Source organism: Streptomyces sp. NPDC026515 (assembly GCF_055567595.1).
On sequence record NZ_JBVHQD010000025.1, the window covers coordinates 55,622 to 81,320 of the forward strand.

Annotated in this window: 27 protein-coding genes and 2 pseudogenes; 17 read left to right on the forward strand and 12 right to left on the reverse strand. The window is 72.3% G+C overall.

What is annotated here, in order from left to right; all coding sequences use genetic code 11:
- Window positions 1-99 precede the first annotated feature (99 nt).
- From ACZ4O3_RS37410 to paaI, 6 genes and pseudogenes are all read right to left on the reverse strand, one after another.
- A complete protein-coding gene (locus tag ACZ4O3_RS37410; protein ID WP_467726642.1) occupies window positions 100-1,056 on the reverse strand; it encodes a GlxA family transcriptional regulator in 957 nt (318 codons plus the stop codon).
- A gap of 74 nt (window positions 1,057-1,130) precedes the next feature.
- A complete protein-coding gene (locus ACZ4O3_RS37415) occupies window positions 1,131-1,247 on the reverse strand; it encodes a hypothetical protein (protein WP_467726644.1) in 117 nt (38 codons plus the stop codon).
- Between the two features lie 59 nt (window positions 1,248-1,306).
- Window positions 1,307-1,861: pseudogene (locus tag ACZ4O3_RS37420) on the reverse strand (DUF5701 family protein); the annotation flags it as partial.
- Between the two features lie 30 nt (window positions 1,862-1,891).
- Complete coding sequence (locus ACZ4O3_RS37425; protein WP_467726645.1) at window positions 1,892-2,371, reverse strand: GNAT family N-acetyltransferase; 480 nt, start codon at window positions 2,369-2,371, stop codon at window positions 1,892-1,894.
- Window positions 2,372-2,413: 42 nt separating this feature from the next.
- Window positions 2,414-3,760 carry a phenylacetate--CoA ligase PaaK gene (paaK, locus tag ACZ4O3_RS37430; RefSeq protein WP_384997314.1) on the reverse strand — a complete coding sequence of 449 codons (1,347 nt, stop codon included), beginning with the start codon at window positions 3,758-3,760 and terminating at the stop codon, window positions 2,414-2,416.
- A complete protein-coding gene (gene paaI / locus ACZ4O3_RS37435; RefSeq protein ID WP_362728379.1) occupies window positions 3,760-4,188 on the reverse strand; it encodes a hydroxyphenylacetyl-CoA thioesterase PaaI in 429 nt (142 codons plus the stop codon). Before paaI ends, paaK begins: the two co-directional genes overlap by 1 nt.
- Before the next feature lie 113 nt (window positions 4,189-4,301).
- On the opposite strand from paaI, the gene ACZ4O3_RS37440 reads away from it, so the two are divergent.
- The 9 genes from ACZ4O3_RS37440 to ACZ4O3_RS37480 all read left to right on the forward strand — a co-directional run bounded on the left by ACZ4O3_RS37440 (window position 4,302) and on the right by ACZ4O3_RS37480 (window position 11,851).
- On the forward strand, window positions 4,302-5,522 hold the full coding sequence (locus ACZ4O3_RS37440) for a thiolase family protein (RefSeq protein ID WP_467726648.1): 1,221 nt from the start codon (window positions 4,302-4,304) through the stop codon (window positions 5,520-5,522).
- On the forward strand, window positions 5,519-5,875 hold the full coding sequence (locus ACZ4O3_RS37445) for a hypothetical protein (RefSeq protein ID WP_467726649.1): 357 nt from the start codon (window positions 5,519-5,521) through the stop codon (window positions 5,873-5,875). The genes ACZ4O3_RS37440 and ACZ4O3_RS37445 overlap by 4 nt, the downstream gene beginning before the upstream one ends.
- Window positions 5,872-6,723: a 3-hydroxyacyl-CoA dehydrogenase family protein gene (locus ACZ4O3_RS37450; protein WP_467726651.1), complete on the forward strand. Its 852-nt coding sequence runs from the start codon at window positions 5,872-5,874 to the stop codon at window positions 6,721-6,723. The genes ACZ4O3_RS37445 and ACZ4O3_RS37450 overlap by 4 nt, the downstream gene beginning before the upstream one ends.
- A gap of 125 nt (window positions 6,724-6,848) precedes the next feature.
- Complete coding sequence (gene paaA, locus ACZ4O3_RS37455) at window positions 6,849-7,820, forward strand: 1,2-phenylacetyl-CoA epoxidase subunit PaaA (protein WP_362720306.1); 972 nt, start codon at window positions 6,849-6,851, stop codon at window positions 7,818-7,820.
- The gene (paaB, locus tag ACZ4O3_RS37460) at window positions 7,817-8,107 is read left to right on the forward strand and encodes a 1,2-phenylacetyl-CoA epoxidase subunit PaaB (protein WP_467726653.1); all 291 of its coding nucleotides are present in this window, start codon (window positions 7,817-7,819) and stop codon (window positions 8,105-8,107) included. Before paaA ends, paaB begins: the two co-directional genes overlap by 4 nt.
- Before the next feature lie 9 nt (window positions 8,108-8,116).
- Window positions 8,117-8,947, forward strand: a complete 831-nt coding sequence (gene paaC, locus ACZ4O3_RS37465; RefSeq protein WP_362720300.1) for a 1,2-phenylacetyl-CoA epoxidase subunit PaaC — start codon at window positions 8,117-8,119, stop codon at window positions 8,945-8,947.
- The gene (paaD, locus tag ACZ4O3_RS37470; protein WP_467726655.1) at window positions 8,941-9,456 is read left to right on the forward strand and encodes a 1,2-phenylacetyl-CoA epoxidase subunit PaaD; all 516 of its coding nucleotides are present in this window, start codon (window positions 8,941-8,943) and stop codon (window positions 9,454-9,456) included. Before paaC ends, paaD begins: the two co-directional genes overlap by 7 nt.
- An 11-nt stretch (window positions 9,457-9,467) precedes the next feature.
- The gene (gene paaE, locus ACZ4O3_RS37475) at window positions 9,468-10,568 is read left to right on the forward strand and encodes a 1,2-phenylacetyl-CoA epoxidase subunit PaaE (RefSeq protein ID WP_467726722.1); all 1,101 of its coding nucleotides are present in this window, start codon (window positions 9,468-9,470) and stop codon (window positions 10,566-10,568) included.
- A 941-nt stretch (window positions 10,569-11,509) separates the two neighbouring features.
- Window positions 11,510-11,851 (forward strand): hypothetical protein, encoded by a 342-nt coding sequence (locus ACZ4O3_RS37480; protein ID WP_362724695.1) that lies wholly within the window; start codon window positions 11,510-11,512, stop codon window positions 11,849-11,851.
- A 52-nt stretch (window positions 11,852-11,903) separates the two neighbouring features.
- Here ACZ4O3_RS37480 and ACZ4O3_RS37485 read toward each other — a convergent pair whose 3' ends face one another.
- Window positions 11,904-12,650, reverse strand: coding sequence for an SDR family oxidoreductase (locus ACZ4O3_RS37485; RefSeq protein ID WP_362724692.1), 747 nt, complete (start codon window positions 12,648-12,650; stop codon window positions 11,904-11,906).
- Window positions 12,651-12,949: 299 nt separating this feature from the next.
- On the opposite strand from ACZ4O3_RS37485, the gene ACZ4O3_RS37490 reads away from it, so the two are divergent.
- The 4 genes from ACZ4O3_RS37490 (at window position 12,950) to ACZ4O3_RS37505 (ending at window position 17,203) form a co-directional block, all read left to right on the forward strand.
- Complete coding sequence (locus ACZ4O3_RS37490) at window positions 12,950-13,396, forward strand: cupin domain-containing protein (RefSeq protein WP_362724689.1); 447 nt, start codon at window positions 12,950-12,952, stop codon at window positions 13,394-13,396.
- A 291-nt stretch (window positions 13,397-13,687) separates the two neighbouring features.
- Window positions 13,688-13,906: a hypothetical protein gene (locus ACZ4O3_RS37495; protein ID WP_467726658.1), complete on the forward strand. Its 219-nt coding sequence runs from the start codon at window positions 13,688-13,690 to the stop codon at window positions 13,904-13,906.
- Between the two features lie 26 nt (window positions 13,907-13,932).
- Complete coding sequence (locus ACZ4O3_RS37500; RefSeq protein ID WP_467726660.1) at window positions 13,933-15,066, forward strand: purple acid phosphatase family protein; 1,134 nt, start codon at window positions 13,933-13,935, stop codon at window positions 15,064-15,066.
- Between the two features lie 229 nt (window positions 15,067-15,295).
- Window positions 15,296-17,203, forward strand: coding sequence for an FHA domain-containing protein (locus ACZ4O3_RS37505; RefSeq protein ID WP_467726661.1), 1,908 nt, complete (start codon window positions 15,296-15,298; stop codon window positions 17,201-17,203).
- Between the two features lie 58 nt (window positions 17,204-17,261).
- On the opposite strand, the gene ACZ4O3_RS37510 is transcribed toward ACZ4O3_RS37505, so the two are convergent.
- The gene (locus ACZ4O3_RS37510) at window positions 17,262-18,689 is read right to left on the reverse strand and encodes an alkaline phosphatase family protein (RefSeq protein WP_467726663.1); all 1,428 of its coding nucleotides are present in this window, start codon (window positions 18,687-18,689) and stop codon (window positions 17,262-17,264) included.
- A gap of 238 nt (window positions 18,690-18,927) precedes the next feature.
- A complete protein-coding gene (locus ACZ4O3_RS37515) occupies window positions 18,928-20,283 on the reverse strand; it encodes an RICIN domain-containing protein (RefSeq protein WP_467726665.1) in 1,356 nt (451 codons plus the stop codon).
- Between the two features lie 300 nt (window positions 20,284-20,583).
- On the opposite strand from ACZ4O3_RS37515, the pseudogene ACZ4O3_RS37520 reads away from it, so the two are divergent.
- A pseudogene (locus ACZ4O3_RS37520) lies at window positions 20,584-20,874 on the forward strand (Fur family transcriptional regulator); the annotation flags it as partial.
- Window positions 20,875-20,880: 6 nt separating this feature from the next.
- Here ACZ4O3_RS37520 and ACZ4O3_RS37525 read toward each other — a convergent pair.
- Window positions 20,881-21,261 carry a TetR family transcriptional regulator C-terminal domain-containing protein gene (locus ACZ4O3_RS37525; protein WP_467726666.1) on the reverse strand — a complete coding sequence of 127 codons (381 nt, stop codon included), beginning with the start codon at window positions 21,259-21,261 and terminating at the stop codon, window positions 20,881-20,883.
- 54 nt (window positions 21,262-21,315) lie between these two features.
- Here ACZ4O3_RS37525 and ACZ4O3_RS37530 point away from each other — a divergent pair, with 54 nt between their 5' ends.
- From ACZ4O3_RS37530 to ACZ4O3_RS37540, 3 genes are all read left to right on the forward strand, one after another.
- Entirely contained in the window at window positions 21,316-21,699 is a 384-nt protein-coding gene (locus ACZ4O3_RS37530; RefSeq protein WP_467726668.1) for a hypothetical protein, read from the forward strand.
- Window positions 21,700-21,827: 128 nt separating this feature from the next.
- Window positions 21,828-21,971: a hypothetical protein gene (locus ACZ4O3_RS37535; protein WP_467726669.1), complete on the forward strand. Its 144-nt coding sequence runs from the start codon at window positions 21,828-21,830 to the stop codon at window positions 21,969-21,971.
- A 186-nt stretch (window positions 21,972-22,157) separates the two neighbouring features.
- Window positions 22,158-23,402, forward strand: a complete 1,245-nt coding sequence (locus ACZ4O3_RS37540; protein WP_467726671.1) for an MFS transporter — start codon at window positions 22,158-22,160, stop codon at window positions 23,400-23,402.
- Window positions 23,403-23,430: 28 nt separating this feature from the next.
- Here the strand turns inward: ACZ4O3_RS37540 and ACZ4O3_RS37545 are convergent, their stop codons facing one another.
- Window positions 23,431-25,152, reverse strand: coding sequence for an MFS transporter (locus ACZ4O3_RS37545; protein WP_467726673.1), 1,722 nt, complete (start codon window positions 25,150-25,152; stop codon window positions 23,431-23,433).
- Between the two features lie 59 nt (window positions 25,153-25,211).
- Window positions 25,212-25,664 carry a MarR family winged helix-turn-helix transcriptional regulator gene (locus ACZ4O3_RS37550; protein WP_384997349.1) on the reverse strand — a complete coding sequence of 151 codons (453 nt, stop codon included), beginning with the start codon at window positions 25,662-25,664 and terminating at the stop codon, window positions 25,212-25,214.
- Between the last annotated feature and the right edge of the window lie 35 nt (window positions 25,665-25,699).

The following is a 25,699-nucleotide window of genomic DNA, read 5'->3' on the forward strand; positions in this document are numbered from 1 at the left end:
TTACGCCACCAGGTTCGCGGGCCGCGGCCGGACCCGACAGCGGCGACAACGCCATGGTTCACAAGGATCCCGCCAGGGACTCGTGGCGGGATCCGGCCGCTACTCGCCCTTGGTGAAGGTGCGCCGGTAGTCGCTCGGGGTCGTACCGAGAATGCGCTGGAAGTGCAGCCGCAGATTCGCCCCGGTGCCGAGACCGGCGTCGCCGGCGATCTGCTCCACGCTCCGCTCCGAGCGCTCCAGCAGTTCCCGGGCCAGGTCGATCCGGGCGCGCATCACCCACTGCATCGGGGTGTACCCGGTGTCCGCCACGAAGCGCCGCGAGAACGTGCGCGCCGAGACCCCGGCGTGCCGGGCGAGTGCGTCCAGGGTGAGCGGCTCCCCCAGTCGGTGCAGTGCCCACTCGCGGGTCGCGGCGAACCGCTCGCCGAGCGGCTCGGGCACGCTGCGCGGCACGTACTGCGCCTGGCCGCCGCTGCGGTAGGGGGCCGCGACCAGTCGCCGGGCCGCGTGGTTGGACGCGGCCACGCCGAGGTCGCCGCGCAGGATGTGCAGGCACAGGTCGATGCCCGAGGCGGCACCGGCCGACGTCAGCACGCTGCCCTCGTCGACGAAGAGCACGTTCTCGTCGACCCGGACCAGCGGGTGCTTCTCGGCGAGCGAGCGGGTGTAGTGCCAGTGCGTCGTGGCGCGCCGGCCGTCGAGCAGCCCGGTCGCGGCGAGCGCGAAGGCCCCCGTCGAGATGGCGGCCACCCGCGCACCGCGCCGGTGTGCCGCGAGCAACGCGTCGACGACCGCCCGCGGCGGGTCGTTACGGTCCGGGAACCGGTAGCCGGGCACGAACACGATCTCCGCCCACTCCAGGGCGTCGAGACCGTGCGCGACGTGGTACGACAGCCCGTCGCCGCCGGTGACCAGACCGGGCGCCGCCCCGCACACCCGCACTTCGTAGGGCATGCTCGCGCGGGTCGTGAACACCTGCGCGGGGATACCGACGTCGAGGGGCTTCGCCCCCTCCAGGACCAGGACGGCGACACGGTGCAGACGGGTGGGAGACACGTCGGACAGGGTACGAGTGGCCCACCCGGCCGGCCACGACCGAGGACGACAACACGCCCCCGGCGGTCCGCCGCTCACCGGCGGCTTCCCGCGCCCTGGCGCCCGGACTCGGCGAGGTCTCCGCCCTGGCGGCCCGCCGCCGAGGCGAACCCCAGCCAGGTGCGCCGGTTGCCGGCCCGACACCAGCCCACCTTCGGCGCGTTGCGCCGCTCCCGGCCGTCCCGTCCGGTGCCGTTGCTGATCCAGATGGCGGGAGTGCGGAGTCCAGGGCGCCGCCCGGCTTGCGCAGCCGTGAACCCATGGTCATGAAGCAGCGATTGCGCTCCAGGACGTCAGGCTGTTGCAGCACCCGGTGGACGCCCTCGCTGGGCAGCCTCGGAGTGCGGCCCTCGGCGGTGAGCGCGCGCAGCGCCTCGTCCGGGCTCCGGTTCGCCATCCGGTCGCCCCGGTGGGGACCCGCGAGGACGAGGAGCGGGTCCGGCAGGGTGATCGTGCCGAGCGGGGTGAAGAGGTCGACGCCGGTCATGTCGCCGACCACGAACCCCGGCCTGCCGCCGAGCCGCAGCAGCGGCGCGAGCGCGGAGGCGGGGGCGAGCTCCGGGTGTACGGCGAGCAGGCCACCCTGCCCGGCACGGACCTCGGCCGAGGACAGCCCGGCGATCTCGTGCCCCCCGCCGCGACGAGCCGGTCGGCCTGTGCGGCGAGGGACGGGAGCACGGGGAGCACGGGGAGCACGGTGGAGGCGACGGACGCGGATTCGGCCACGATGCTCCCGGGGTCGGGGACGAAACCGGCGTCGGACCAACTGGGCGGCGCACCGGAACGTTCCCGCGCGTCACGGCAGATGCCGCAGATACGTCAGACCGGGATGGCCCGACAGCCGGGTCTCCCCGGTGACGGTGAAGCCGGCCCGGGCCAGTACGGCTCGGGACGCCTGGTTGTCGAGCCTGGCCGCGGCCCGCAGGAAGGTCAGTCCGTATCCGGTGGCGAGAGCGCAGATCTCCCGCACGGCCGAGGTGGCCAGCCCCCGGCCCGCGGCCCGCTCCGCGATCCGGTAACCGAGGTCGGCGCCGCCGTCCGCCACGTCCACCAGGTTGACCCGCCCCAGCACCTCGCCCGCGTCGCCGACCACCACATGGAAGTAGCAGACCCCGGCGTCCTGTTCGGCCAGCAGGGCACGGTGCCGCTCCTCGAAGCGGGCGAAGTACTCGTCACCGCGGTCGGGGATGGTGGCCGCGAAGTAGGCGCGGTTCTCCTTCTCGAAGGCGAGGACCGCCGGGGCGTGGTCCGGACGGAGCAGCTGCAGCTCGGGCATGGCGAGGACAGTAGGCACTCCGGCCGTCCGGCCGCCAGCGCATTACGCCTCGCGCAGGTCCTTGACCCGGCGCAGTTTGCCGAGCGAACGCTCCAGGGTCTCCGGGTCGACGACGGCCACCTCCACCGTCACCCCGACACCGTCCTTGATGCCCTGCGCGATCGTCCTCGCGGCGGCCTCACGGTCGGCGGGACCGGCGTCGGGCCGGGCCTCCACACGGACCGTCATGTGGTCCATCCGGCCCCGCCGGCTGAGCTGGATCTGGAAGTGCGGAGCCACGCCGGGCGTACGCAGCACGATCTCCTCCACCTGGCTGGGGAAGACGTTGACCCCGCGCAGGATGATCATGTCGTCGCAGCGGCCGGTGATCTTCTCGATCCGGCGCAGGCCGGGACGGGCGGTGCCGGGCAGCAGCCGCGTCAGGTCCCGGGTGCGGTAACGGACGATCGGCAGCGCCTCCTTCGTGAGCGAGGTGAAGACCAGCTCACCACTGTCGCCCTCGGCCATGACCTCGTCGGTCAGCGGGTCCACCACCTCGGGGAGGAAGTGGTCCTCCCAGACGTGCAGTCCGTCCTTGGTGTCCACGCATTCCTGCGCGACACCGGGGCCGATGACCTCGGACAGCCCGTATATGTCGACCGCGTGGATGTCCAGGCGCTCCTCGATCTCGCGGCGCATCTCCTCGGTCCAGGGCTCGGCGCCGAAGATGCCGACCTGGAGGGAGGTGGAACGGGGATCGACGCCCTGACGCTCGAACTCGTCGAGCAGGGTCAGCATGTAGGAGGGCGTGACCATGATGATCTCGGGGCGGAAGTCCTGGATGATCTGCACCTGACGCGCGGTCATGCCGCCGGAGGCGGGGATGACCGTGCAGCCGGCGCGTTCCGCGCCGTAGTGGGCGCCCAGACCGCCGGTGAACAGGCCGTAGCCGTAGGAGATGTGCACCTTGTGCCCGGGCCGGCCGCCGGCGGCACGGATGGAGCGGGCGACGACGTCCGCCCACATGGACAGGTCGTTGTCGGTGTAGCCGACCACGGTCGGGCGGCCGGTGGTGCCGCTGGAGGCGTGTACGCGGCGCACTTCGGACATCGGGACGGCGAACATCCCGAAGGGGTAGGTGTCGCGCAGGTCCGCCTTGGTCGTGAAGGGGAAACGGGCGAGGTCCGCGAGGGTGCGGCAGTCCTCGGGCCGGACGCCGGCCGCGTCGAACTTCTTGCGGTACAGCTCCACGTTGCCGTACGCGTGCCGCAGTGTCGCGCGCAGCCGGGTGAGCTGGAGTGCCGTCAGCTCCTCGCGGGACATCCGCTCGGCGTCGTCCAGGAGCGCTTCGGGAAGCGGCTCCCCCCGGCGGGTGGCCCGTGGCCCGGGCGCGATCACTTCACTGCTCATCACGGCTCCTCAATCTGCGTGCGGAGGGTGCGGCTGCGGCCGCGGAACTCCGCGATCACATCGTCTCCGCGCACCACGCTCACGTCGTAGACACCGCTGCGGCCGAACCGGACGCGCTCGCGTGCCGTGGCCACCAGCACATCGCCCTCGTAGGCGGGCGCGACGAAGTCGATGTCGGCGCCGGCGGCGACGGTCACGGGACCGTGACTGTTGCAGGCACAGGCGAACGCCGTGTCCGCGAGGAGGAAGAGAAAGCCGCCGTGGGCGATCCGATGCCCGTTGACCTGGGCGGAGGTCACGGTCATCCGCAGCACGGCGGTCCCCTCACCGTGCTCGACCAGCTCGATGCCGAGCCCTCGTGACGCCTCGTCCGCGGCGAACATCGTCTCGACGGGGCCAGGCGTCGTATCCGGTACCCGGGTCGTCATTTCCACCACCTTGTGGACCGACCGAACATTCGGTTAGCGTGCGGTGTGGTCAAGTAATCCAGCAAGCCCTCCCCATGTCAAGAGGTCCCCACCGCAGCCGAGGAGGCCGCCCGATGCCGGACGTCTACCTGATCGACGGGGCCCGCACCCCGCAGGGCCGCTACGGCGGCGCCCTGGCCGCGGTACGCCCCGACGACCTCGCGGCACTCGTCGTCGGCGAGGCCGTCCGGCGCGCCGCGGTGCCCGGCGAGGCCGTGGACGAGGTCGTCCTCGGGGCCGCCAACCAGGCGGGCGAGGACAACCGGGACGTGGCCCGGATGGCGGTGCTGCTGGCCGGTCTGCCGCACACCGTGCCCGGCTACACCGTCAACCGCCTGTGCGCCTCGGGTCTGACGGCCGTGGCCTCGGCGGCCCAGGCGATCCGCGCCGGTGAGGCCGGCCTCGTGGTCGCCGGGGGAGTGGAGTCCATGACCAGGGCGCCCTGGGTGACGGAGAAGCCCGGCACCCCGTGGGCCAAGCCGGGCCAGGTGTACGACACCGCTCTGGGCTGGCGGTTCACCAACCCGCGCTTCACCGACGCCGACCGCGCCGTCCCGGCGGACGCCGGACCGGAGGCGGTCAAGGTCACGCTGTCCATGGGCGAGACCGCCGAGGAGGTCGCGGCCCTGGACGGCATCACCCGCGCGGAGTCCGACGCCTTCGCCCTGCGCAGCCATCGGCGGGCCGTGGCCGCCCAGGAGGCCGGCCGCTTCGACCGCGAGATCGTCCCGGTCCCCGTGCTTGACGGCGAGGTGACCCGGGACGAGGGCCCACGCCCCGGCACCACGCTGGAGAAACTGGGCTCCCTGCGGACCGTCTTCCGTGCGGACGGCGTCGTCACCGCGGGCTCCTCCTCCCCGCTGTCCGACGGTGCCGCGGCCCTCGTGGTCGCGGGTGCCGAGGCGGTGCGGCGCCACGGCCTCACCCCGAGGGCCCGGATCGTCGCCTCGGCCTCCGCCGGGGTGCAGCCCAACCTCATGGGTCTGGGCCCGGTCCCCGCCACCGAGAAGGCGCTGGCCCGGGCCGGCTGGGGGATCGGCGACCTGGACGCAGTGGAACTCAACGAGGCCTTCGCCGTACAGGCCCTGGCCGTCACCCGCCGTCTCAAGCTCGACGAGGACAGGGTCAACGCCGACGGCGGCGCCATCGCCCTCGGGCATCCGCTCGGCTGCTCCGGCGCCCGCATCCTGCTCACCCTCCTCGGCCGTCTCGAACGTGAGAACGGCCGCCGCGGCCTGGCCACGCTCTGCGTGGGAGTCGGCCAGGGTGTCGCACTGCTGGTGGAGCGGGTGTGACCACTCCCTGGCCGCGGGGCACGCCGCCGGTGAGGGAGCCGGCCGACCCGGTCGGCGTCGCCCCGTACCGCCCGGTGCCCCGCGGCGCCCGGGCCGCGCCCGCCGCGGGCCCGGTCATCGACTTCGTCCCCGCCGGGGAACCGCCGGCCGGTGCCCGCGCCCTGCCCGACCGCGTGGCACGGTCCCCGGTCACGGCCCCACGTCCGGCGATACCGGTCCTGGACCCGCCGGGGCCGCGTCCGGTCGACGACGGCCCGGCGCGGGCCGCGCGGTACGAGAACGCGGCGAACCCGGACCGCGGGACACGTCGCCCGGAGAACCCGGAGAACCCGGAGAAGAGGAGCCACGCATGACATCGGCACCCGGCACCGTCGCCGTCATCGGCGGCGGCCGGATGGGCGCGGGGATCGCCCAGTCCTTCGCCACCGCCGGTTCCACCGTGACCGTGGTGGAGAGCGGAGCGGAGGCCGCCGCCGCGGCGCTGGAGCGGATCGGCGGCAGCCTGCTGCGGGCCGAGGAACGCGGTCACCTGAACGAGCCCGCGGAGCGGGTGGCCGGCCGGGTGAGCGTCGTGCCCGCGGTGGACGCCCTGCCGGCGGGGGCCGAACTGGTCGTGGAGGCCGTACCCGAGGACGCGGCGCTCAAGGCCCGTCTGCTGCGGGCCGCGGAGGAGGCCGTGGGTGACACCGCCGTGCTGGCCACCAACACCAGCTCGCTGTCGGTCACCGACCTCGCCGCCGTCCTCAGGCGCCCGGACCGGTTCCTGGGGATGCACTTCTTCAACCCGGTGCCGGCTTCCGCGCTGGTCGAGATCGTGATCGCCCCCGACACCGCCGAGCGCACCGTGCGGGCCGCGCTGGGGTGGACCAGGGCGCTCGGCAAGCAGGACGTCATCGTCAAGGACTCGCCCGGCTTCGCCAGCAGCAGGCTCGGCCTGGCCCTGGGGCTGGAGGCGATCCGCATGGTCGAGGAGGGCGTCGCCGCGCCCGAGGCCATCGACGACGCGATGCGGCTCGGCTACAGGCACCCCATGGGGCCGCTGCGGCTGACCGATCTGGTCGGGCTGGACGTCCGGCTCGCCATCGCCGAGCACCTGCACGCCACCCTCGGTGACCGCTTCGCACCGCCGCGGCTGCTGCGCGAGAAGGTGGTCCGCGGCGAACTCGGACAGAAGACGGGCCAGGGCTTCTACAGCTGGTGACCTTGGGGTGGCCGTGCGCGGGCGGCTTCCGATTGCCGGGTACCGGTCCGGTGCGGCCCTTGCCAGATCCGGGAGGGCATACCTTATGATGAACCGAACGAATGGTCGGTAGGGAGTGGGTGGAGATGACTGAAGCGGCCGGAAGGGACGCCGAGCACGACCTGGAGTCCCTTTTCGAGACGACGATCTCGCGCGACCAGCGGATCGAACCGCGCGACTGGATGCCGGAGGGCTACCGCAGGACCCTGGTCCGGCAGATCGCCCAGCACGCGCACTCGGAGATCATCGGCATGCAGCCGGAAGGCGAGTGGATCACTCGGGCGCCCTCGCTGCGCCGCAAGGCGATCCTGTTCGCCAAGGTCCAGGACGAGGCCGGCCACGGCCTGTACCTCTACTCGGCCGCCGAGACCCTGGGCGTCGACCGGGCGGACCTCACCCAGCGACTCCTCGAAGGCCGCCAGAAGTACTCGTCGATCTTCAACTACCCCACGCCGAGCTTCGCGGACGTCGGGGTCATCGGCTGGTTCGTGGACGGCGCGGCCATCTGCAACCAGGTCCCCCTGTGCCGCAGCTCGTACGGGCCCTACGCCCGCGCGATGGTGCGGATCTGCAAGGAGGAGTCCTTCCACCAACGGCAGGGCTACGAACTGCTGATGACGATGATGCGCGGCACCGACGCCCAGCGGGAGATGGTGCAGGACGCGGTGAACCGCTGGTGGTGGCCGTCCCTGATGATGTTCGGACCGCCCGACGACGACTCGCCCAACTCCGCGCAGTCGATGGCCTGGAAGATCAAGCGGCACAGCAACGACGAACTGCGCCGGCGATTCGTCGACATGACCGTGCCCCAGGCGGCACGGCTGGGCGTGACCCTGCCCGACCCCGAACTGCGCTGGAACGAGGAGCTGGGCCGCCACGATTTCGGCACCCCCGACTTCTCCGAACTCAAGGAAGTCATCAGCGGCAACGGCCCCTGCAACGCGGAGCGGATGCAGCGCAGGCGCGACGCCCACGAGGAGGGCGCCTGGGTGCGTGCGGCCGCCGGCGCGCACGCCGCCAAGCAGGCGGCCCGGGCACGTAAGGAGACCGTCGCATGAGCGACTCGGAGAACTGGCCCCTGTACGAGGTGTTCGTCCGCGGCAAGCGCGGGCTCAACCACGTCCACGTCGGCTCACTGCACGCGGCGGACGACGAGATGGCCCTCACCCACGCCCGCGACCTCTACACCCGGCGCAACGAGGGCGTCAGCATCTGGGCCGTGCGCTCGGACCACATCGCCGCCTCCACCCGGGACGAGAAGGACCCCTTCTTCGCCCCCAGCGCCGACAAGGTCTACCGGCACCCGACCTTCTACGACGTCCCCGACGATGTCCCGCACATCTAGGAGCCGGTGATGAGCGACGACCACGTCTACCTTTCGCTGGCCGAGGGCCACGACGACGGCGACGCCCGCTGGGCCTTCGGCACCGGCTTCGAGGACCCGCTGCACGGCGTCGACACCGCCGTGCCCGAGGGTGTCGACGCCGCCGCCCTGGCCGCCCTGTGCCTGGCACTCGGCGACGACGCCCTGGTCCTGGCCCAGCGGCTCGCCGAATGGGTCACCCGGGCCCCCGAGCTGGAGGAGGAGGTCGCGCTGGCCAACATCGGGCTCGACCTGCTGGGCCAGGCACGGCTGCTGTACGCGCGTTGCGGCCAGACGGACGGCACCGGCCGCACCGAGGACGCCTACGCCTACTTCCGCGACGCCGGTGACTTCCGCAACGTACGCCTCACCGAACTCCCCAACGGCGACTTCGCCTTCTCCGTGCTGCGGCTGCTGGTGTTCGCCTGCTGGCGCCTCGCCCACTTCACCGAACTGGCCGCCGCCCCCGACCCGGTGCTCTCGGCGATCGCCGCCAAGGGCGTGAAGGAGCTGACCTACCACCGGCAGTACGCCGCCGAATGGGTGGTACGCCTCGGCGACGGCACGGAAGAGTCCCACAGGCGGATGTTGACGGCCCTGGAGTCACAGGCCCCCTACTGGGAGGAACTGTTCGCCGCCGAGGACACGCGCGACGCGGTCCTCGCCGACCTCCGGCAGGTCCTGGACGCGGCCGGACTGCCCGTGCCGCGCACCGCACCCCTGCCCGGCCACGGCCGGCACGGCGGGCACACCGAACACCTCGCCCCGCTCCTGGCCGAGCTGCAGAGCGTGGCCCGCGCCCACCCGGAGGCGACATGGTGACCGTCCTGCCCGACGTCCGGCGGGCCCGGCACCTCGCCGAACAGGTCCCCGACCCCGAGCTTCCCATGCTCACCCTGGCCGACCTCGGGGTGCTGCGGAGCGTGACGATCGAGGCCGACGGCACGGTGGTCGCCGGTCTCACGCCCACCTACTCGGGGTGTCCCGCCATGGCCGAGATGCGGGCCGGGGTCGCCGCACGTCTGCGCGAGGCCGGCTTCGACCGCGTCGAGATCCGTACGGTCCTCGACCCGCCGTGGACGAGCGACTGGATCACCCCCGAGGGGCGCCGCAAGCTCGCCGCGCACGGCATCGCACCACCCACGACGGCGCCCCGGCACCCGGCCGGTCCCGTCCCGCTGAACCTGTCACCGACCCGGCGCACGGTCGCCTGCCCGCGCTGCGGATCGGCCGACACCGAGGAGACCTCGCGCTTCGCGGCCACCTCCTGCAAGGCGCTGTGGCGGTGCCTGGCCTGCCGCGAGCCGTTCGAGTACGTCAAGGAGATCTGATGGCAGAGCTGATGGCACCGGCCGCCGGTGCCCCCGCGACGACTGTCCGCCGGCGCCGCCCAGCCTTCCATCCCCTGCGCGTCGCCGGCGTCCAGCGCCTGTGCGAGGACGCCGTGGCGGTCACCTTCGACGTCCCCGCCGCCCTGGCGGAGGAGTTCGCCTTCGGCCCCGGCCAGTCGCTCACCCTGCGGCGTGAGATCGACGGGCGCGACGAGCGGCGCTCCTACTCGATCTGCTCACCGGCCGGTGCAGCGCCCCGCATCGGCGTCCGGGAGGTGCCCGGCGGGCTCTTCTCCTCCTGGCTGGTCCACGAGGTGCGGCCCGGCGACACCGTCCAGGTGATGGCCCCGACCGGAGCCTTCACCCCCGACCTCACGGTGCCCGGCCACCATGTGCTGATCGCCGCGGGCTCCGGCATCACCCCCATGATGTCCATCGCCGAATCCGTCCTGGCGGCCGACGACCGCTCCCGGGTCACGCTGTTCTACGGCAACCGGCGTACCGACACCGTGATGTTCGCGGACGAACTGGCCGACCTCAAGGACGAGTTCCGCACCCGCTTCCACCTCGCCCACGTGCTGTCCCGCGAGCCCCGCGAAGCCGAACTGCTCTCCGGCCGCCTCGACGGCGACCGTCTCGCCGCCCTCGTCGCGGGACTCGTCGACGTCCCCGGCGCCGACCACTGGTGGCTGTGCGGCCCGCACGGCATGGTGCTCGACGCCCGCCGGGTGCTGGCCGGACTGGGTGTCCCCGACGGGCGGATCCACCAGGAGCTCTTCTTCGCCGACGAGCCGGTCGAACCCGTCCGCCACGAGGAGGCGGCGGCGACGGGCCCGGCCAGCGAGGTAACCGTCACCCTCGACGGCCGCTCCACCACCGCCCGACTGCCGCGCGGCACCGCACTCCTCGACTCGGCCGCCCGTATCCGCCCGGACCTTCCCTTCGCCTGCAAGGGCGGCGTCTGCGGCACCTGCCGGGCACGGATCACGGACGGCGAGGCCGACATGCGCCGCAACTACGCCCTGGAACCGGCCGAGGTGGAGGCCGGCTACGTCCTCACCTGCCAGACGTATCCGGTCTCCGAGAAGCTGACGGTCGACTACGACAGCTGAGACGGTGGCGGCCCCCGGCGGCCCGGCCCGAGCGGGCTGCCCGGGTCCCGGCCGCGAGCGGGACGCTCCTAGGACAGTGTCCGGCGGCGGCCCGCTCGACCGGGCCGGCCACCGCGTCCGGCCACGAGACGTACCCGGACGTGCTGCCGGGAACCCCGACGACCGTCGAGCCCGCCCGCTCCGACGTCGCCCGCTGCGCCGGCGGCGGGATCACACGGTCGTCGGTGGCGACCAGGTACCAGCTCGTCTTACGCCGCCAGGCCGGCTCCGGCACCGCGCCGTTGGGGGCGTCGACGCCCCACGGAACCTGCGAGTGGGCCATGAACGCCGCCGGTTGGGCGGGCACGTCGGCGGCGAAGGAGTCCGCGCACTTCTCCCGGTCCGGGAACAGGAAGCCGTCCCCGGGCGGCAGGACGGGCGGCACCGGGGCGTCGGGCGGCGGGCCGGGACGGGTGGGTGTGCTCACCGACGCCCTGGCCGGGCGCGAACGCGGCGACGTGCACCAGCGCCGCGACCTTGAGGTGACCGCCCGCCTGGGAGCTCACGGCACCGCCGCAGGAGTGCACACGAAGCCTCCGTGGGCGAGGACGACGTTCCGTGATTCCGCGCTCATGGCTTCTCCCCTTGGCATGTCTGGCCTCACGGCCACGCGAAGCAGGCCAGAGGGCCGCCGCCGGGACCGAATCCGCCCATTGACGTAGTTCGTGGGGGAGAACCGCACCCGTGTCCGTGCCCTTGCGGCTTCACCCGGATGTTGCCACGCTGGTCGTTCACGTTGCCTGCTCCAGCTCTCGGCGCGGCGTTCGCGAGTTCGCCGGCCCGACCAGTTCCGGCCCGACCGTTCGTGCGCGCTGCTCTCCGCCCCGGCGCCGACGCGCGTGCACCGCGCCCGCACCGCAGTGACCGGCCGGACCGCCGCCGCCTCATCTGGGGAGCACACCATGGACACGAACGAGGAGGCCGCCCGCGGCCTGACCGACATCCAGGACTTCCTCTACCAGCAGGCGCATCTTCGGGCGGCCCGGCGGCGGGTCGCGGACTTCACCGCGCGGGAACCGGGACTGACGCAGAGCCAGAGGGCGGACATCGAACGCTGGTATCTCGCGGAACAGACGTATGTGGCCCGCATGGTCACGGAGCACATCGCGGCGAGCATCGACGTGGTGGAACAGCGGCATCGCGCCCGCTTCGGACACTGGCTGCGCGGGACCCTGACCGCGATGATCCTGATCACCGTGGTGATGGCGCTGTGCGTCACCGCGGTGCTGGCCGGCGCGTCGTAGCCCGGGACGTGGCCCCCGTCCGCCGTCGCACGGGGGCCACGTCGGTCCAGGGCTACCGCTGCCGCGTGAGCCAGTCGGTGAACCTGACCTCGCCGAGGCTCGCGTCCGGACCGGGCAGCAGCGTGTCCTCCCGCAGCTCGGCACCCCAGTAGCGCGCCTGCGGGTCCGTGACGACCTTGCGGGGGTCGTGCGCCGCGTCCAGCGCGATCCGGATGAACTCCTCCAGCTGGAAGGCCTCGGGACCGCCGACCTCCACCACGCCGTCGACCGGCGCGCCGACCGTGGCGCGGGCCACGGCGGCGGCCACGTCGTCGGAGACCAGGGGCTGGATCTTGGCGTCCGGCAGGCGCACGGTGTCGCCCTCGGTGACCCCGTCGGCCAGCCCCTTCGCGAACTCGAAGAACTGGGTCGCGTGGACGATGGAGTACGGGATGCCGGACGCCTTGATCAGGTCCTCCTGGGCCTTCTTGGCCCGGAAGTATCCGCTCTCCTGGAGCCGGTCGGTGCCCACCACGGACAGTGCGACATGGTGCCGCACGCCGGCGTCGGCCTCGGCCCGCAGGAGGTTGGCCGTGGAGGTGCGGAAGAAGTCCAGGACGGCACGGTCCTCGAACGAGGGGGAGTTGGACACGTCGACCACGACCGAGGCGCCCTGGAGGACCTCGGCCAGACCCTCGCCGGTGAGGGTGTTGACGCCGGTGCTGGGCGCGGCCGCGACCGCCTCGTGCCCGTGCTCACCGAGCCTGGCGACCAGCTTCGAGCCGATGAGCCCGGTGCCACCGATCACGACGACCTTCATGACGGAATCCTCTCGGAGATGTTCTGGTGTCTTGCACCAGAACAGACCGGGCACGTCCTCAGCCTGTGACAGCCGGTCCGGGAGACCGTCCGGGTTCCCGTTCCCACCGCCGCGCATCGATGTCCTCCCGAGTTGGATCGTCATGCTTCAAGCTGGCATCGCGCAGAACGGTACGGACCGGTGCGAACCATTACGGAATGGTGCGGACCGGTCACACCGTGCCGAGGTCCACCGCGTGCCCGGCCATCAGGGGTGAAGGCCGATGCCGGGGGACGACGAATCCATGGAGGTGCCAGACCATGTCGGACAGGAACACGGCGCAGGGGCCCGGCGGGCAGCCCCGTGCGGAGGGGTGGAGGACGGCGGTGACGGTGCTGCAGGAGGCCGCGCCGATCACCGTCCCCGAGGGGGCCTCGGCGATGACCATCCAGGTCGAGTGGGAGCCGGGCGATCCGGGAACCCCGCCGCACCGCCACTCGGGGCCGGCGTTCGGGTACGTCCTCGAGGGCGCCGTCCGCTTCGAGCTGGAGGGCGAGCCCGAGCGGGTGGTCGAGGCCGGCGGGACGTTCTGGGAGCCCGGTGGTGACGTGATCCACTACCAGGACGGCAACGCCCTCACCGACGCGCGGACCCGGTTCGTGGTGACCATGATGTGCGCGCCGGGCCGGCCGATGCTGGAACTGGCCGACGAGAGCGAACTCACCGAGCGGGCCCACCTGAGGGCGCCCCGGCCCACCGCGGGCTGACGGTTCGCCGGCAGCGGGACCAGGGCGACGAGCCGGTCCTCCGAGATCGCCGGACCGGGCCGCGATGTGCGACAGGACATCGTGCGTGACGTGGGTCTCACCCGGTTGCTCCGGTGTGCGGGACCGGTCAGGACCAGGGCAGCCGTCGGCAAAGGCGAGGGCATGGGCCGGTCTGCGCGGCCTGATGCCTGACCGGTGCTGGCCGTGTGGCCATGTGGTGTTCATGTGCGGGCAGTTGGGCTGGGCAAGGGTGCGGTCGTTGTCAGCTCAGCTGTTCGCCGGGAGGGCGTCATGGCCACACAGGCAGACTCGACACAGGACAGATCGGCGCAGGGCTCGGAGGGGTTCAGCCGTCGTCACGCGCTGGGCCTGCTGGGGAGGGCGGGGGCGGGCGTCGCCGCCACCGGGCTGCTCGGCACGGGTACCGCGCAGGCCGCGCCGGACACCGCCCCGGCCTTCCGTCTCACCGCGGACGCCTCCGGCGCGCCCCCGTCCAGGGCCTGCACCTGACCTTCGGGGCCGACCCGCGCACCCAGATGACGGTGTCCTGGATCACGGACCGGCCGGTGAGCGAGCCCGTCGTGCGCTACGGCACCCTGGAGCACGGCCTCGGATCCAGCAAGCAGGCCCGGACCGCCAGCTACGTGGACGGCACCTCGAACCGCACCGTCTACGTCCACCACGCCCCGCTGAAGGGGCTCACCCCCGACACGGACTACCTCTACCTCGCCACGCACGAGGGGGCGGCCCCCGACAGCGGTACGTTCCGTACGGCTCCGCAGGGACGCCGGCCGGTCACCTTCACCAGCTTCGGTGACCAGTCCGCCCCGCAGGTCACCTGGGCGGCCGACGGCACCGTCGCCCTGGACGCCAACTCCACGCCCGCGACGAAGGACATCGTCACCGGAATCGAGCAGGTCGCCCCGCTGTTCCACCTCCTCAACGGCGACCTCTGCTACGCCAACCTCGATGTCGACCGGGTGCGGACGTGGAACAACTTCTTCACCAACAACACCCGTTCGGCGCGCTTCCGCCCCTGGATGCCGGCGGCCGGCAACCATGAGGCCCGCTCCTCGACGGACGTCGACAGGGTGGTCGTGGCCATGCACCAGGTCATGGTCAGCTCCTCGGACGCCAACGGCGCGGATCTCGGCCTGCGCGAGAAGTACGGCCCGCTGTTCGACCGCTACGGCGTCGACCTGGTGCTCTGCGGTCACGAGCACAACTACGAGCGCTCGCTGGCCGTGCGGGGTGTGGTGGCCGGCAGTGAGACCCTCACCCCGAATCCGGTCTCCAGGGCCACCGACGACATCGACGCCGACCTCGGCACCGCGCACATGATCCTCGGCGGCGGCGGTGTCTCGGGCACCACGAACGAGAAGTTCTTCACGGACGGCACCGGCAAGGTGATCACCGCCGTGTCGGCCACCGCCGGCTCCAACGGCAGGCGCACCTCCACCTACGTGAAGGAGCAGGCCGTCTGGGTGGGCGTCCGGGACGTCGAGCACCCCTACGGCTTCGCCGCCTTCACCGTCGATCCGGGCCGGCACCCCGGTGACACCACCCGGATGCGCGTCACCTACTACAACGTCGACGAGCCCCACGGCGAACTGTCCGTCTTCGAGAACTTCACCCTGCACCGCAAGCGGTCCGACGGCCGCGGCCGCTGATCCCGCGCGGGCCGGGCGGCATCCGTCCGGCCCGCTGCACGGCTTCGACCCCCCGTCCGCAATGGCCGAAAACCGACGAACTCCCGTCAGATCGGCAGGGATTATACCGAAGCGTGCACTGGAAATACTTGGTTAAGCAAGTATATGCTCCCCGGTGGGGCGGTCGGCGGACAGACGCGTGACCGGTGTCCCGGTTCAACAACATGACAAGCTTGTGGAAGGAAGTGCCGTGGCACCGGTGCTGGTCGGACTAGAAGGTCTGCTGGCGGGGGAGCGCATCCCGGTCCTGGACACCCGCGTCACCTTCGGACGCAACTCGGAGAACACCGTCGTCATCTCGAGCCTCAGCGTCTCCCGCTTCCACGCGGAGATCGTCTTCGACGAGGACAAGGGTTACGTCCTGCGTGACCTGGAGAGCAGCAACGGCACCCTGGTCAACGGAGAGGAAGTGGAGTCCCGGCTGCTGCAGCCCGGTGACGAGATCTCCCTGGGTGACCAGGAGTTCCGCTTCGAGGTCGCGGACGCCATGGAGACGCTGATGGCGCTCTCCCTGCCGCGCTCCGTGACGCACGGCGCCAAGGAGAGCGAAAGCGGGCCCGTCCTGCGGGTCACCGTGGCCGGCGGCGGCCCGGTCGGCCTGTCCTTCGCCCTGCTCCTGGAGCACTTCCTCGGACCCCAGGCGCAGATCACGGTCTACGACGGCAGGTGGCGCAAGCAGGGCCGCACCATCGTCTGGAAGAGCCCGGAGGAGGGCAACGTCCGGCGGCTGCAGGTGGTGACCGTGCAGAGCCGCCAGTACCTCGCCTGGCCCGAGGAGGTCCGGGAGCGACTCTTCGACCCGGAGCACTACACCGAGATGTGGCCCTCCGGCCCGGACTCGGTCGGCGACAACCACCCGCGCAACATGCGCATCGCCTACATCGAGGACCGCCTGCTGGAGCTGGCGAACGAGAAGCGGGACCGGATCCGGCTCATACCCGCCCGGTTCGACGCGGAGGAGCAGCAGGAGGCTCTCGCCACCCAGCACGTGCTCGCGATCTGCGACGGCGGCCGCTCGCGCACCCGGGAGCGCTTCGCCGCCCGCTTCGGCAAGGCCGACGAGTCGATCTACTCCCTCGACGGGCGCCACCTCCAGGACGTCGTCCTCGGCCTGCGCGTCAAGTCCGGCCTGACCGACCCCATGGCGGTGCTGCTGACCGTCGCCCAGAACCGCTTCCTGCTCAACTCGCTGCGTGGCGAGGGCTTCCTCAACATGCGCCTGACCGACACCGAGGCCGCGGAGGTCATCGGCCTGGACCCGGTCCGCCGCGTCTTCGAGGAGTGCATCGCCTCCCGGCCGTGCCTGATGGACCGCGACCAGTACGGCGACTTCCAGTGCGCGACCCACGGCACGCTGTTCCTGCCCGCCCTGGTCAAGGGCTCGCCGCTGTGGCGCCGGGTTCGCGAGGGGCTGCTGCTGTTCGGCGTCGAGTCCGACGACCTGTCGGCGGTCACCAGCTTCCGCCTCGACATGGTGCAACGCCCGCGCTTCTCCGCCGAGTTGCTGCCACCGACCGCCAACTCGCCGGGCACCTACGGCTTCCTCCTCGGCGACGCCGCCAACGCCATCCACTTCTGGCCGGGCCGCGGCCTGAACAGCGGCCTGGCGTCCGCCATCTCGCTGGCCCGGTCCCTGAACGGGGCGTGGAACGGACGGCCGTTCCGGGACGCGGACTTCCTGCGGCACGAGGCGGCCATGTCGATGCTCCAGTACCGGCACAAGAGCCGGGCCTGGAAGGCGATGGTCACCACCGACGACCAGGGTGTGACCTGGGCCATCAAGGACATCATCGGCCACGGCATCGACGGGATCCCCGACGAGCCCGACCGCGAGGCGGACACCAAGACGCTGCTGGAGCGCATGCAGGCCATCCGCGCGCGGCTGGCCCTGCGGCTGGAGGGAATGCCGGACGACGAGGCGATCCTGGAGCGCCTGCGCACCCTGCAGCCCGCCACCCTGCGGATGCTCGTCCTCAGCGGCGCCTGGGACACGCTGACCATGGGCGGTGAAGAGGTCGACATCGACATCTTCTACGGCGAGGACTCCTCCGCGGCGGCCGCGGCGGTCGGCGCGCTCGAGCCGGCGGCCAAGCCGTAGGACGGACCGTCCGGCGGGCACCCGCCGCCGCTCACCGCGGCGGCGGGCGTGCCGGAGGTCAGGTGCGGGGGCGGTGGCCCTTCTCCTGGTGCGGGTAGCTCTGGTCGGCCTGCGGGAGCGAGGGCTTGGGGAGCGTGGCGACCTCCTCCTTGGCCTTCTCCAGCTGCTCGGCCGTGTCGTGCGGCAGGCGCGGCGGGCGCGGACGGCCCTCACGGAACCGGAAGGCGCTGGTGAGGTCGCCGAAGGTCTGGCGGCGCCAGTCGGTGACGTTCGGCTCCTCGACGCCGGTGAAGCGTTCGAGGAACTGCAGCGCGGAGGTGTGGTCGAAGGCCTCGGTGGCGACCCAGCCGCCCACCGTCCATGGCGAGACGATGATGGCGGGGACCCGGAAGCCGCCGCCGATCGGCAGGCCCTGGATGAACTCGTCCTTGGTGCCCGCCGGCGGGGTCGGCGGCGCCACGTGGTCGAACAGGCCGTCGTTCTCGTCGTAGTTGAGGATGAACGCGGTCTTGCGCCACACCTTGGGGTTCGACGCGATCGCCTCGATCTTGGAGGCCACATAGTCGGCGCCCGCGGCCGGCAGGTAGTTCGGGTGCTCCGACTGGTAGCTGGTGGGGCAGATCCAGGACACGGTCGGCAGACGGTCGTTGCGGGCGTCGTCCTCGAAGGTGCCCTGCGGCTGCGGGCGTACGCCCCGTTCGTACAGGTCGGAGCCGGGCTGCGCGTTCTTGAACGACGCGAACTGCTCCAGCATGTTCGTGCCGTAGTCGTCCTCCTCCTGGTACACCTTCCAGCTGACGCCGGCCGCCTGGAGGCGCTCGGCGTAGGTGGTCCAGCGGTAGGGAGTCGGTGCGACGTTGCTGATGATCGGGCCGCCCAGGGTGCCGCCGGGGTCGATGGACCCGGTCATCCACATCAGCCGGTTCGGCCAGGTGGGGCCGAAGACGGAGCAGAAGTAGTTGTCGCAGATGGTGAAGGTCTCCGCGAGGGCGAACTGGAAGGGGATGTCCTTGCGGGTGTAGTAGCCCATCACATACGGGCCGTTCACGCCGTCGGCCTTGCGGTGGGCGGGCAGCCACTGGTCCATCTTGCCGTTGTTCCAGGCCTGGTGCTGTACGGACCAGGCGTGGCTGGTGGAGGGGATGGCCTGGGCACTGGAGGTGTGCGTGTCGAGGTGGAAGGGCAGCAGGTAGCCCTTGGGGTTGACGGCGTCGGGCTGGTAGAAGACGGACTGCCCGTTGTCCAGCTTCAGCGCGTGCGGGTCGGCGAAGCCGCGGACGCCGGAGAGAGTGCCGAAGTAGTGGTCGAAGGACCGGTTCTCCTGCATCAGCATGACGACGTGTTCGATGTCGCGCAGCGAGCTGTTCCTCGGCGGTCCGGCGGCGACGGCCTGCTGGACGCTGGGCGGCAGCAGGGAGAGGGCCGCGGCGCCGCCGAGCGCGCCGGCGGCGGAGCCCAGGAGTCTGCGACGGGTCAACTCGGCCATGGATGCTCCTTTTCTCAAGTTCTCGGGGGGCGAGAACCTTTGCGGGAGTGACGGCAGGCCCGGCCGCGAGGACGGGCCGCCGTTCACTGTGGGCCCCGGGAGGTGGGGTGCATCAGGGGCGGCTGATGAACTCCGGGCCAACGCACGGAAGGAGTTGGCCAGGTGTTTGCCTCCAACACCCGCTCTTCGCGCGGGTGTTGCCGAGCGTTGAAGAACGTCGGCTGTTGCGCGAGTCGTCTCACCGGCCCGGTGCGAGGACGTAGGTGTTGAGGGTGCCGACGGTCGTGAGCGGCGCGGGCGAGCCGGTGTCGTATCGGTCCACGGCGACGTAGTTGGGCTTCTTGCGGGCGGCCGGAGTGCAGAAGTTCTGGGCCCGGTTGAGGAGCTTGCCGTTGTCGGTGGCGGCGGTGGAGCCGATCGGGTAGTCCCGGAAGTGGTTCATGACGAAGAGCGGGTGGAAGGCCGCCGAGTCGGTGGTGAGGGGTCTGTCGGTGCCCCAGCGGCTGTAGCAGGACCAGTCGGAGCCGCCTATGCCGCCGCCCATGGACCAGTAGTTCTCCACGGTCCATTCGCGCTGGTACATCACGCCGAAGGTGTCACGGGTGGCCCAGCCGCTCGCGGTGTCGCTCGCCCGGGTCCGGTCGCTGAAGATCAGCAGCTGTCTGCCGCGGGCGGCCAGGTCGGCCATCGTGGGCCAGCCCCTGGCCGCGACACCCTCCTGGTCCGGCCGGTACAGCACGTCGGAGAGGCCGTTGACCGAGGCCAGGGAGGACTTCAGCACGTCGGAGGAGGCGTAGTCCTCCAGGAAGACCGTGGCGAACCGGCCGGGGTCGGCCTTCAGGAAGTCGACGATGCGCTGGAGGTCGGTGGCGAGCGGGACGGGGCTGCTGACGCCGTCGCAGCTGTTGTGACAGAGCACAGCCCGGCCGGAGACCGCGTAGTCGTCGAGCATGAAGCCGCGGACGCCGTCGGACAGCTGCCGGCTGATGCCGTAGTTCTGGTTGGGGAACAGGCTGACCGGGAACGACGCGAAGTTCCCGTCGGAGCCGTTGGCGAAGGCGTTGTGCGCGGTCAGGAAGGTGACCTGGTCCAGGGTGCGGGTGTCGGCGGAGGGCATCGCCGTGGTGGCGTAGGAGGTCGGGGTCAGGTACCAGCGGGCCGGGTCGCCCGCGGGGCCGAGCTGTACGGCGCCGGAGGCGGAGCCGGTGAGGTACTGGGAGGTTCCGGGGACGGCGACGGTCCAGGTGCTGTCGGCGCCGGCCGTGAGGGTCCAGGTGGTGCCGTCCGCGCCGCAGGCCGCGGTCACCGCGGCGGTGGCGCTGCGTCCCAGGCAGGTACCGGACTCGTCGGAGTTCCGGAGCTGGTAGCCGCCGGCGGCCGCGACGGCTGTCCACTGCTGGTGGTCTTCGTTGCCCTTGGGGTTGTGGGCCGCCACGGTGCCACCGCTGTCGGCGGCGTTCAGGCCGGTGACGACGTTCTGCAGGTAGACCGGTGCGGCGGGGACGGCCGCCGAAGCGGTCCCCGGCAGCAGGGCGGGCACCGGCAGGGCGAGGAGGGCGGAACAGCACAGGACGCGCAGGGGGCGCAGTCGCACGGGATTTCCCTTCACTCCGACACGGGATACCAACGCTGTCAGAGGCATGAGATACCGGGTGGGACGTGTGCCGCGCCAGTGCGACGGACCGAATTCCCGCCGCTGTGACGTAATGTGATGACTCATCAGATGAGTTTCGGCCGTGCGTCGTCGTGGAGCCGCGCGTCCGCCGGCGCGGACTCGAACGGGTACTCCACGCGGGCCTCACCCGCGAAGCACCGCTCGGAGTGCCCTGGCATCCGGGGCCCGCAGGTCCCGTGGCCCATGAGGTCCGTGCGGATCGGCGCGGCCCGCGCCGCGGCCGGTGGGCTCTCCCGGCAGGGCCTCTGCAACGTCCTGGACGATCCGGCCGAGGCGGAGCTCGTCCGCTGCATCGAGTCCGCCGGTTCACCCGCCCGGTACGAGCTGCGGGCCGGCGACAACCACCATCACCTCGTCTGCCGCCGCTGCGGTCTGATCGAGGACGTCGACTGGAGCGTCGGCGCGGCGCCGTGTCTGACGCCCGGAAAGGATCTGGGCTTCGCCGTCGACGAGGCCGAGATCACCTGGTGGGGCCTGTGCGCGGAGTGCCGGCGGGCCACCGGCGCCTGACCCCGTTCAGCGTGCGCGGGGGAGCTGTGCCACATGGTGGCGCGGGACCGCGCGGACCGTGTCCGCATCCAGCCGGTCCGGGTGGAGTGCCGCACTGAGGGCGAGGCCGTCGAGGACGGCGGCGAGGTGTTCCGTCGCACCGGGTCGTCCACGCCCAGGCGGCGCAGCAGCCGGCCGCCGATGTCCCGCAGTCCGTCGTGGAGTTCGACGGCGATCGGGCCCAGCGTGGGGTGTGATCGCGGCCACCGAGAACTCCAGCCAGACCACCGCCTCGTCGGCGCGTGCCGGGTCGAGGGGCAGGAACTCGCCGGCGATCCCCTCCACTAAGCGGCGCGGATCGCGGTCGTGGCTCTGTTCCTCCAGCCGTGCCGGCACCCGTGCCGCCACGCGGTGTGCCGTCTCTCGCGCCGCGGCGCCGAGCGGATCGGCGAGAGAGAAGCCATGGAACCGTCCCGCACCCGCCGCACCGGACGCCTGGCGCGTCTGATCCGGCTCGCCCTCGACCTCGGCATCGCCTCCTTCGCCTGCTACGGCCGCGTCCTCGCCGGACTGGACACCCTGCCCGCCCTGCCCGCCGCGTCGGTGGTGGCCGCTGTCTGGGTCGGCGCCACCGCGCTGCACGACCGCCGGGGCGACGCCCCGGCCGTCGCCGTGCTGCTGATGCAAGGCCTCTCGGCGGCCTCCGCCGCGCTCACCGCCGAACCGCGCGTGCTGCTCCTGCGGGACCCACTGGGTGAGCGGCCTCGCGGTCCTGGTGTTCCTGAAGCCGGGTGCGCGGCACACCGGCCACCTGACCGGCCGGCTGCGCGGGCGCCCATCCGCTGAGGCCCGGCTGCGCCGCGCACACCGTACCCAGACCCTCGTCCTGGGCGCCGGGCTGACAGCCGAGGCGCTGGCGCGTGTCCTGCTGGTGTTCGCGCTGCCGGTGTCCACCGCCGCCGCTGGAGTACGTGGTGCTCGCACCGCTCGTCGCCTGGGCCGCGCTCCGGCGCCGCCGGATCCTGGCCGACGCGACACCGGGCGCCCCGGCCCGGCCGGGCGCGGTCGCACCCGCCCCGGGAGAGGCGTGCTGTGGCTCCGACCAGGGTTGGCAGTGACGCAGGTCACCCCGGAGTTCCGGCCGATCGAGGAATGCGCATCCGGTCCAGCTCGCTGCAACGTTGACGGGGGTGTGCTGGGCAAGGGCGCTCGGCGCGACCGGTCCCGGAGGACGAAGACATCTCCCGGACCCGTCCCGCTCCCCGTCCCCGGACCGCCGTCCCCGAAAGGTTCGCTCACCCACCATGCCTTTGGCCCTGCTTGCCCTTGCCGTCGTCACGTTCGGTATCGGCACCACCGAGTTCGCCACCATGGGCCTGCTGCCCCAGATCGCCGACGGGGTCGGTGTCTCGGTTCCGCACGCCGGCAACCTCGTCTCCGCCTACGCCCTGGGCGTCGTCGTCGGCGCGCCCGTGCTGACCGGCATCGGAGCGCGGATTCCCCACAAGCGGCTGCTGCTCCTGCTGACCGGGCTGTTCGTGGTGGGCAACACGGCGTCCGCGCTCGCCCCGAACTTCGGCCTGCTCTTCGCCGCGCGCTTCCTGGCCGGACTGCCGCACGGCGCGCTGTTCGGCGTGGGCGCCGTCGTCGCCTCCCGGCTGGTGGCTCCCGAGCGTGCGGCACGCGCCGTCTCCAGCGTCTTTCTCGGACTCACCGTCGCGAACATCGTCGGCGTCCCCGCCGGTACCGCCCTCGGCCAGCACCTGGGCTGGCGGTACGCCTACTGCGCGGTCGCCGTCATCGGCCTGGTGGCGCTCGCCGCGCTCGCTCTCCTCGTGCCCCACCAGCCGCGCGGCCCGCAGGCGGGGGTCCGGCGGGAACTGCGGGCGATGGGCAACCGGCAGGTCTTCATCGGCCTCGGCACCGCCGTCGTCGGGTTCGGCGGCTTCTTCGCCGTCTACAGCTACCTCGTCCCCATGCTGACGCACCTGACCGGGATCTCCGACGCCTCGACCACCTGGGTCCTCGCCCTGTACGGCGTCGGCATGACCCTCGGCACCCTGGCCGCGGGTCCCCTCACCGACCGGGCCCTGCGCCCGACGCTGTACGCCGGGATCATCCTGCTGGCGGCCGCGCTGGTGACGTTCTACTTCACCGTGCACAGCACGGTCCCGGCCCTGGTGACGGTCACCTTCATCGGCGCGATGGGCGCGCTGATCACCACGCCCGTCCAGATGCTGCTGATGATCAACGCGAAGGACGCCCCGACGATGGCGGCCGCCTCCAACCACTCCGCCTTCAACCTGGCCAACGCGGCCGGCGCCTGGCTCGGCGGCGTGGTCATCTCGGCGGGCTGGGGCTGGGCGGCCCCCAACCTGGTCGGCGCGGCCCTGGCGATGGCGGGCCTGGCGCTGGCTGTCACCGGTGGTGTCCTGGACCGCGGCAACCGCCCCTCGAAGGTGATCACCTCGCAGGAGGGACACGCTTCGGTGGCCGTGGGCGAGGACGCCGGGGACCGCGCCGTCGAGGACCACCGCCCGGCCGGCTGAGCGGTGCCGGGCCGGCCGAACCGCCGGATCATGCCGGGGTGTCGCGCAGTTCCACGAGGGTGGACGCCGTCAGCCGCACGGGCGCGTCGGCCGGGTCGACGAGTACGACCGTGCAGGTCGCGGCGTGGGCGAGCGCGGTGGTGAGACTGCCGTCGGTGAACTGGGCGAGCGGACCGCGCGGCGAACGTCCGACGGCGACCGCACGGGCGTGGACGTCGGCGGCGTGCCGGGCCAGCACCCGCCCCGCCGCGGCGTGATCACCGACGCTGTCCAGGACCTGCCCGGTGGCGGGGAACCCCTGCGCGGCCAGCCGGTCCAGATGGGCGGTCACGGCCGCCCGGGCCTCCTCGGCGGTCTCGGTGTCCGCGGCCTGCTCCTCGACGACGGCGGTCCGCTGGACGTGCACCACCTCCAGCGGGCTGCCGGTGTCCCGGGCCAGCCGGGCGGCCGCGTCGACGATGGCCGCGGCCCGCTCGTGGCTGCCGACGGCCACGACGACCGGTCCGGTGCCGTCCGCGACCCGGCGCCCGACGGGCGTCAGGGCCGGGGCGACCGGCTCCCCGCCGCCCAGGCGGGACTCGGCCTCGCTCAGCAGCCGGTGTCCGCTGGCCAGGACAGGAATCGCCAGCAGGAAGGTGCCGGCGCCCAGGTAGAACGGCACGCTCAGATCGGTGGCGTCGGCGAGCTTGCCGGCCACGTACGGGGCCAGGCCGCCGCCGATGAACCGCAGGAACCCGTACGCGGAGGAGGCCACCGGTCGTTCCACCGGGGAGACCACCATCACCGCCTGCGTGGTCAGGGTGTTGTTGATGCCGATGAAGATCCCGGACGCGATGACGGCGACGATCACGACCGTCGGCGTGTCGACCCCGGAGGCGATGACGGCCATCACCGCGCCGAGGCCGACGAGGTTGGCGTACAGCACGGGCGCGGTGCCGAAGCGGGCCTGCAGGCGCGGCGCGAAGAAGACGCTGAAGGCGGCGACCAGCAGACCCCAGCCGGTGAAGACGAGTCCCAGCTGATGGGCGTCCAGCTCCATCGGGTAGGGCGCGTAGCCGAGCATCGTGAAGAAGCCCCAGTTGTAGAGCAGGGCCATGATGCCCATGGTGAGCAGACCGCGGTGACGCAGTGCCGCGATCGGTGCCAGGGGCGAGGTGCGGCGTTCCGGCTTGGGCGGCGCCGGCACGAAGGCCAGCGTGGCGACGAGCGCGATCGCCATCAGGACGGCCACCCCGAAGAAGGGACCCCGCCAGCTGATGGCGCCCAGTTCGCCGCCGAGCAGGGGGCCGACGGCTATGCCGAGGCCCAGGGCGGTCTCGTAGAGGATGATCGCGCCGCCGAATCCGCCGCTCGCCGAGGCGACGATGACGGCCAGCGAGGTGGCGATGAACAGGGCGTTGCCCAGCCCCCACCCGGCGCGGAAGCCGACGATGCCGTTGATCGAGCCGGACGTGCCGGCGAGGGCGGCGAACACCACGATGATCGCCAGCCCGGTGACCAGGGTGCGTTTGGCGCCGATCCTGCTGGACACCCAGCCGACGATCAGCATCGCGACCGCGGTCACGATCAGATAGCTGCTGAACAGCAGCGAGACCTGACTGGGGGAGGCGTGCAGACTCGTGGCCAGGGCGGGCAGGATCGGGTCCACCAGACCGATGCCCATGAACGAGATCACACAGGCGAACGCCACGGCCCACACGGCCTTCGGTTGCCTGAACGGGCTCGCGGTCCTCGGGTGCGAAGCACTCATCAACGGTCCTCTCTCCGGATGCGGACGGACGGGACAGCCTGGGGGAGGCGTCGGGGGGTTCAGCCGCGGGCCCGGCGCTCCTCGATCGCCCGGGCCAGGGCGGGCAGGGCGAGGCGGACGGCCCGCTGTTCGGGCTCGGTCAGCTCCCCGATCAACTCCCGCAGCGCGTCGGCGCGTTCGGCGCGCCGCTGCCGGAAGACGTCGAGGCCGGCAGGGGTGATCTCCACGAGGACGCCGCGGCCGTCGGTGGCGTCGGCGCTGCGCGTCACCAGCCCCGCGCGCTCCAGCCGGCCCACCAGTTGGGTCATCCCCGGCTGTGAGACGCCTTCCGCGCGGGCCAGTTCGGTCAGCCGCAGCGGACCCTCGCGGCCGAGCCGGGCCAGCGCGGAGGAGGCGGCGGTGCTCAGCCCGCCGGCCGTGGCGCTGTGCCGCACATGGCGCACCAGCTGTTCCACGGCGATCATCAACTGCTCCGGCGACCCCGCGACGCTCTCCATAACGGCATTATGCATCTAGGTGTAGTGTGAAATAAAGGCTGTGGGGCGGG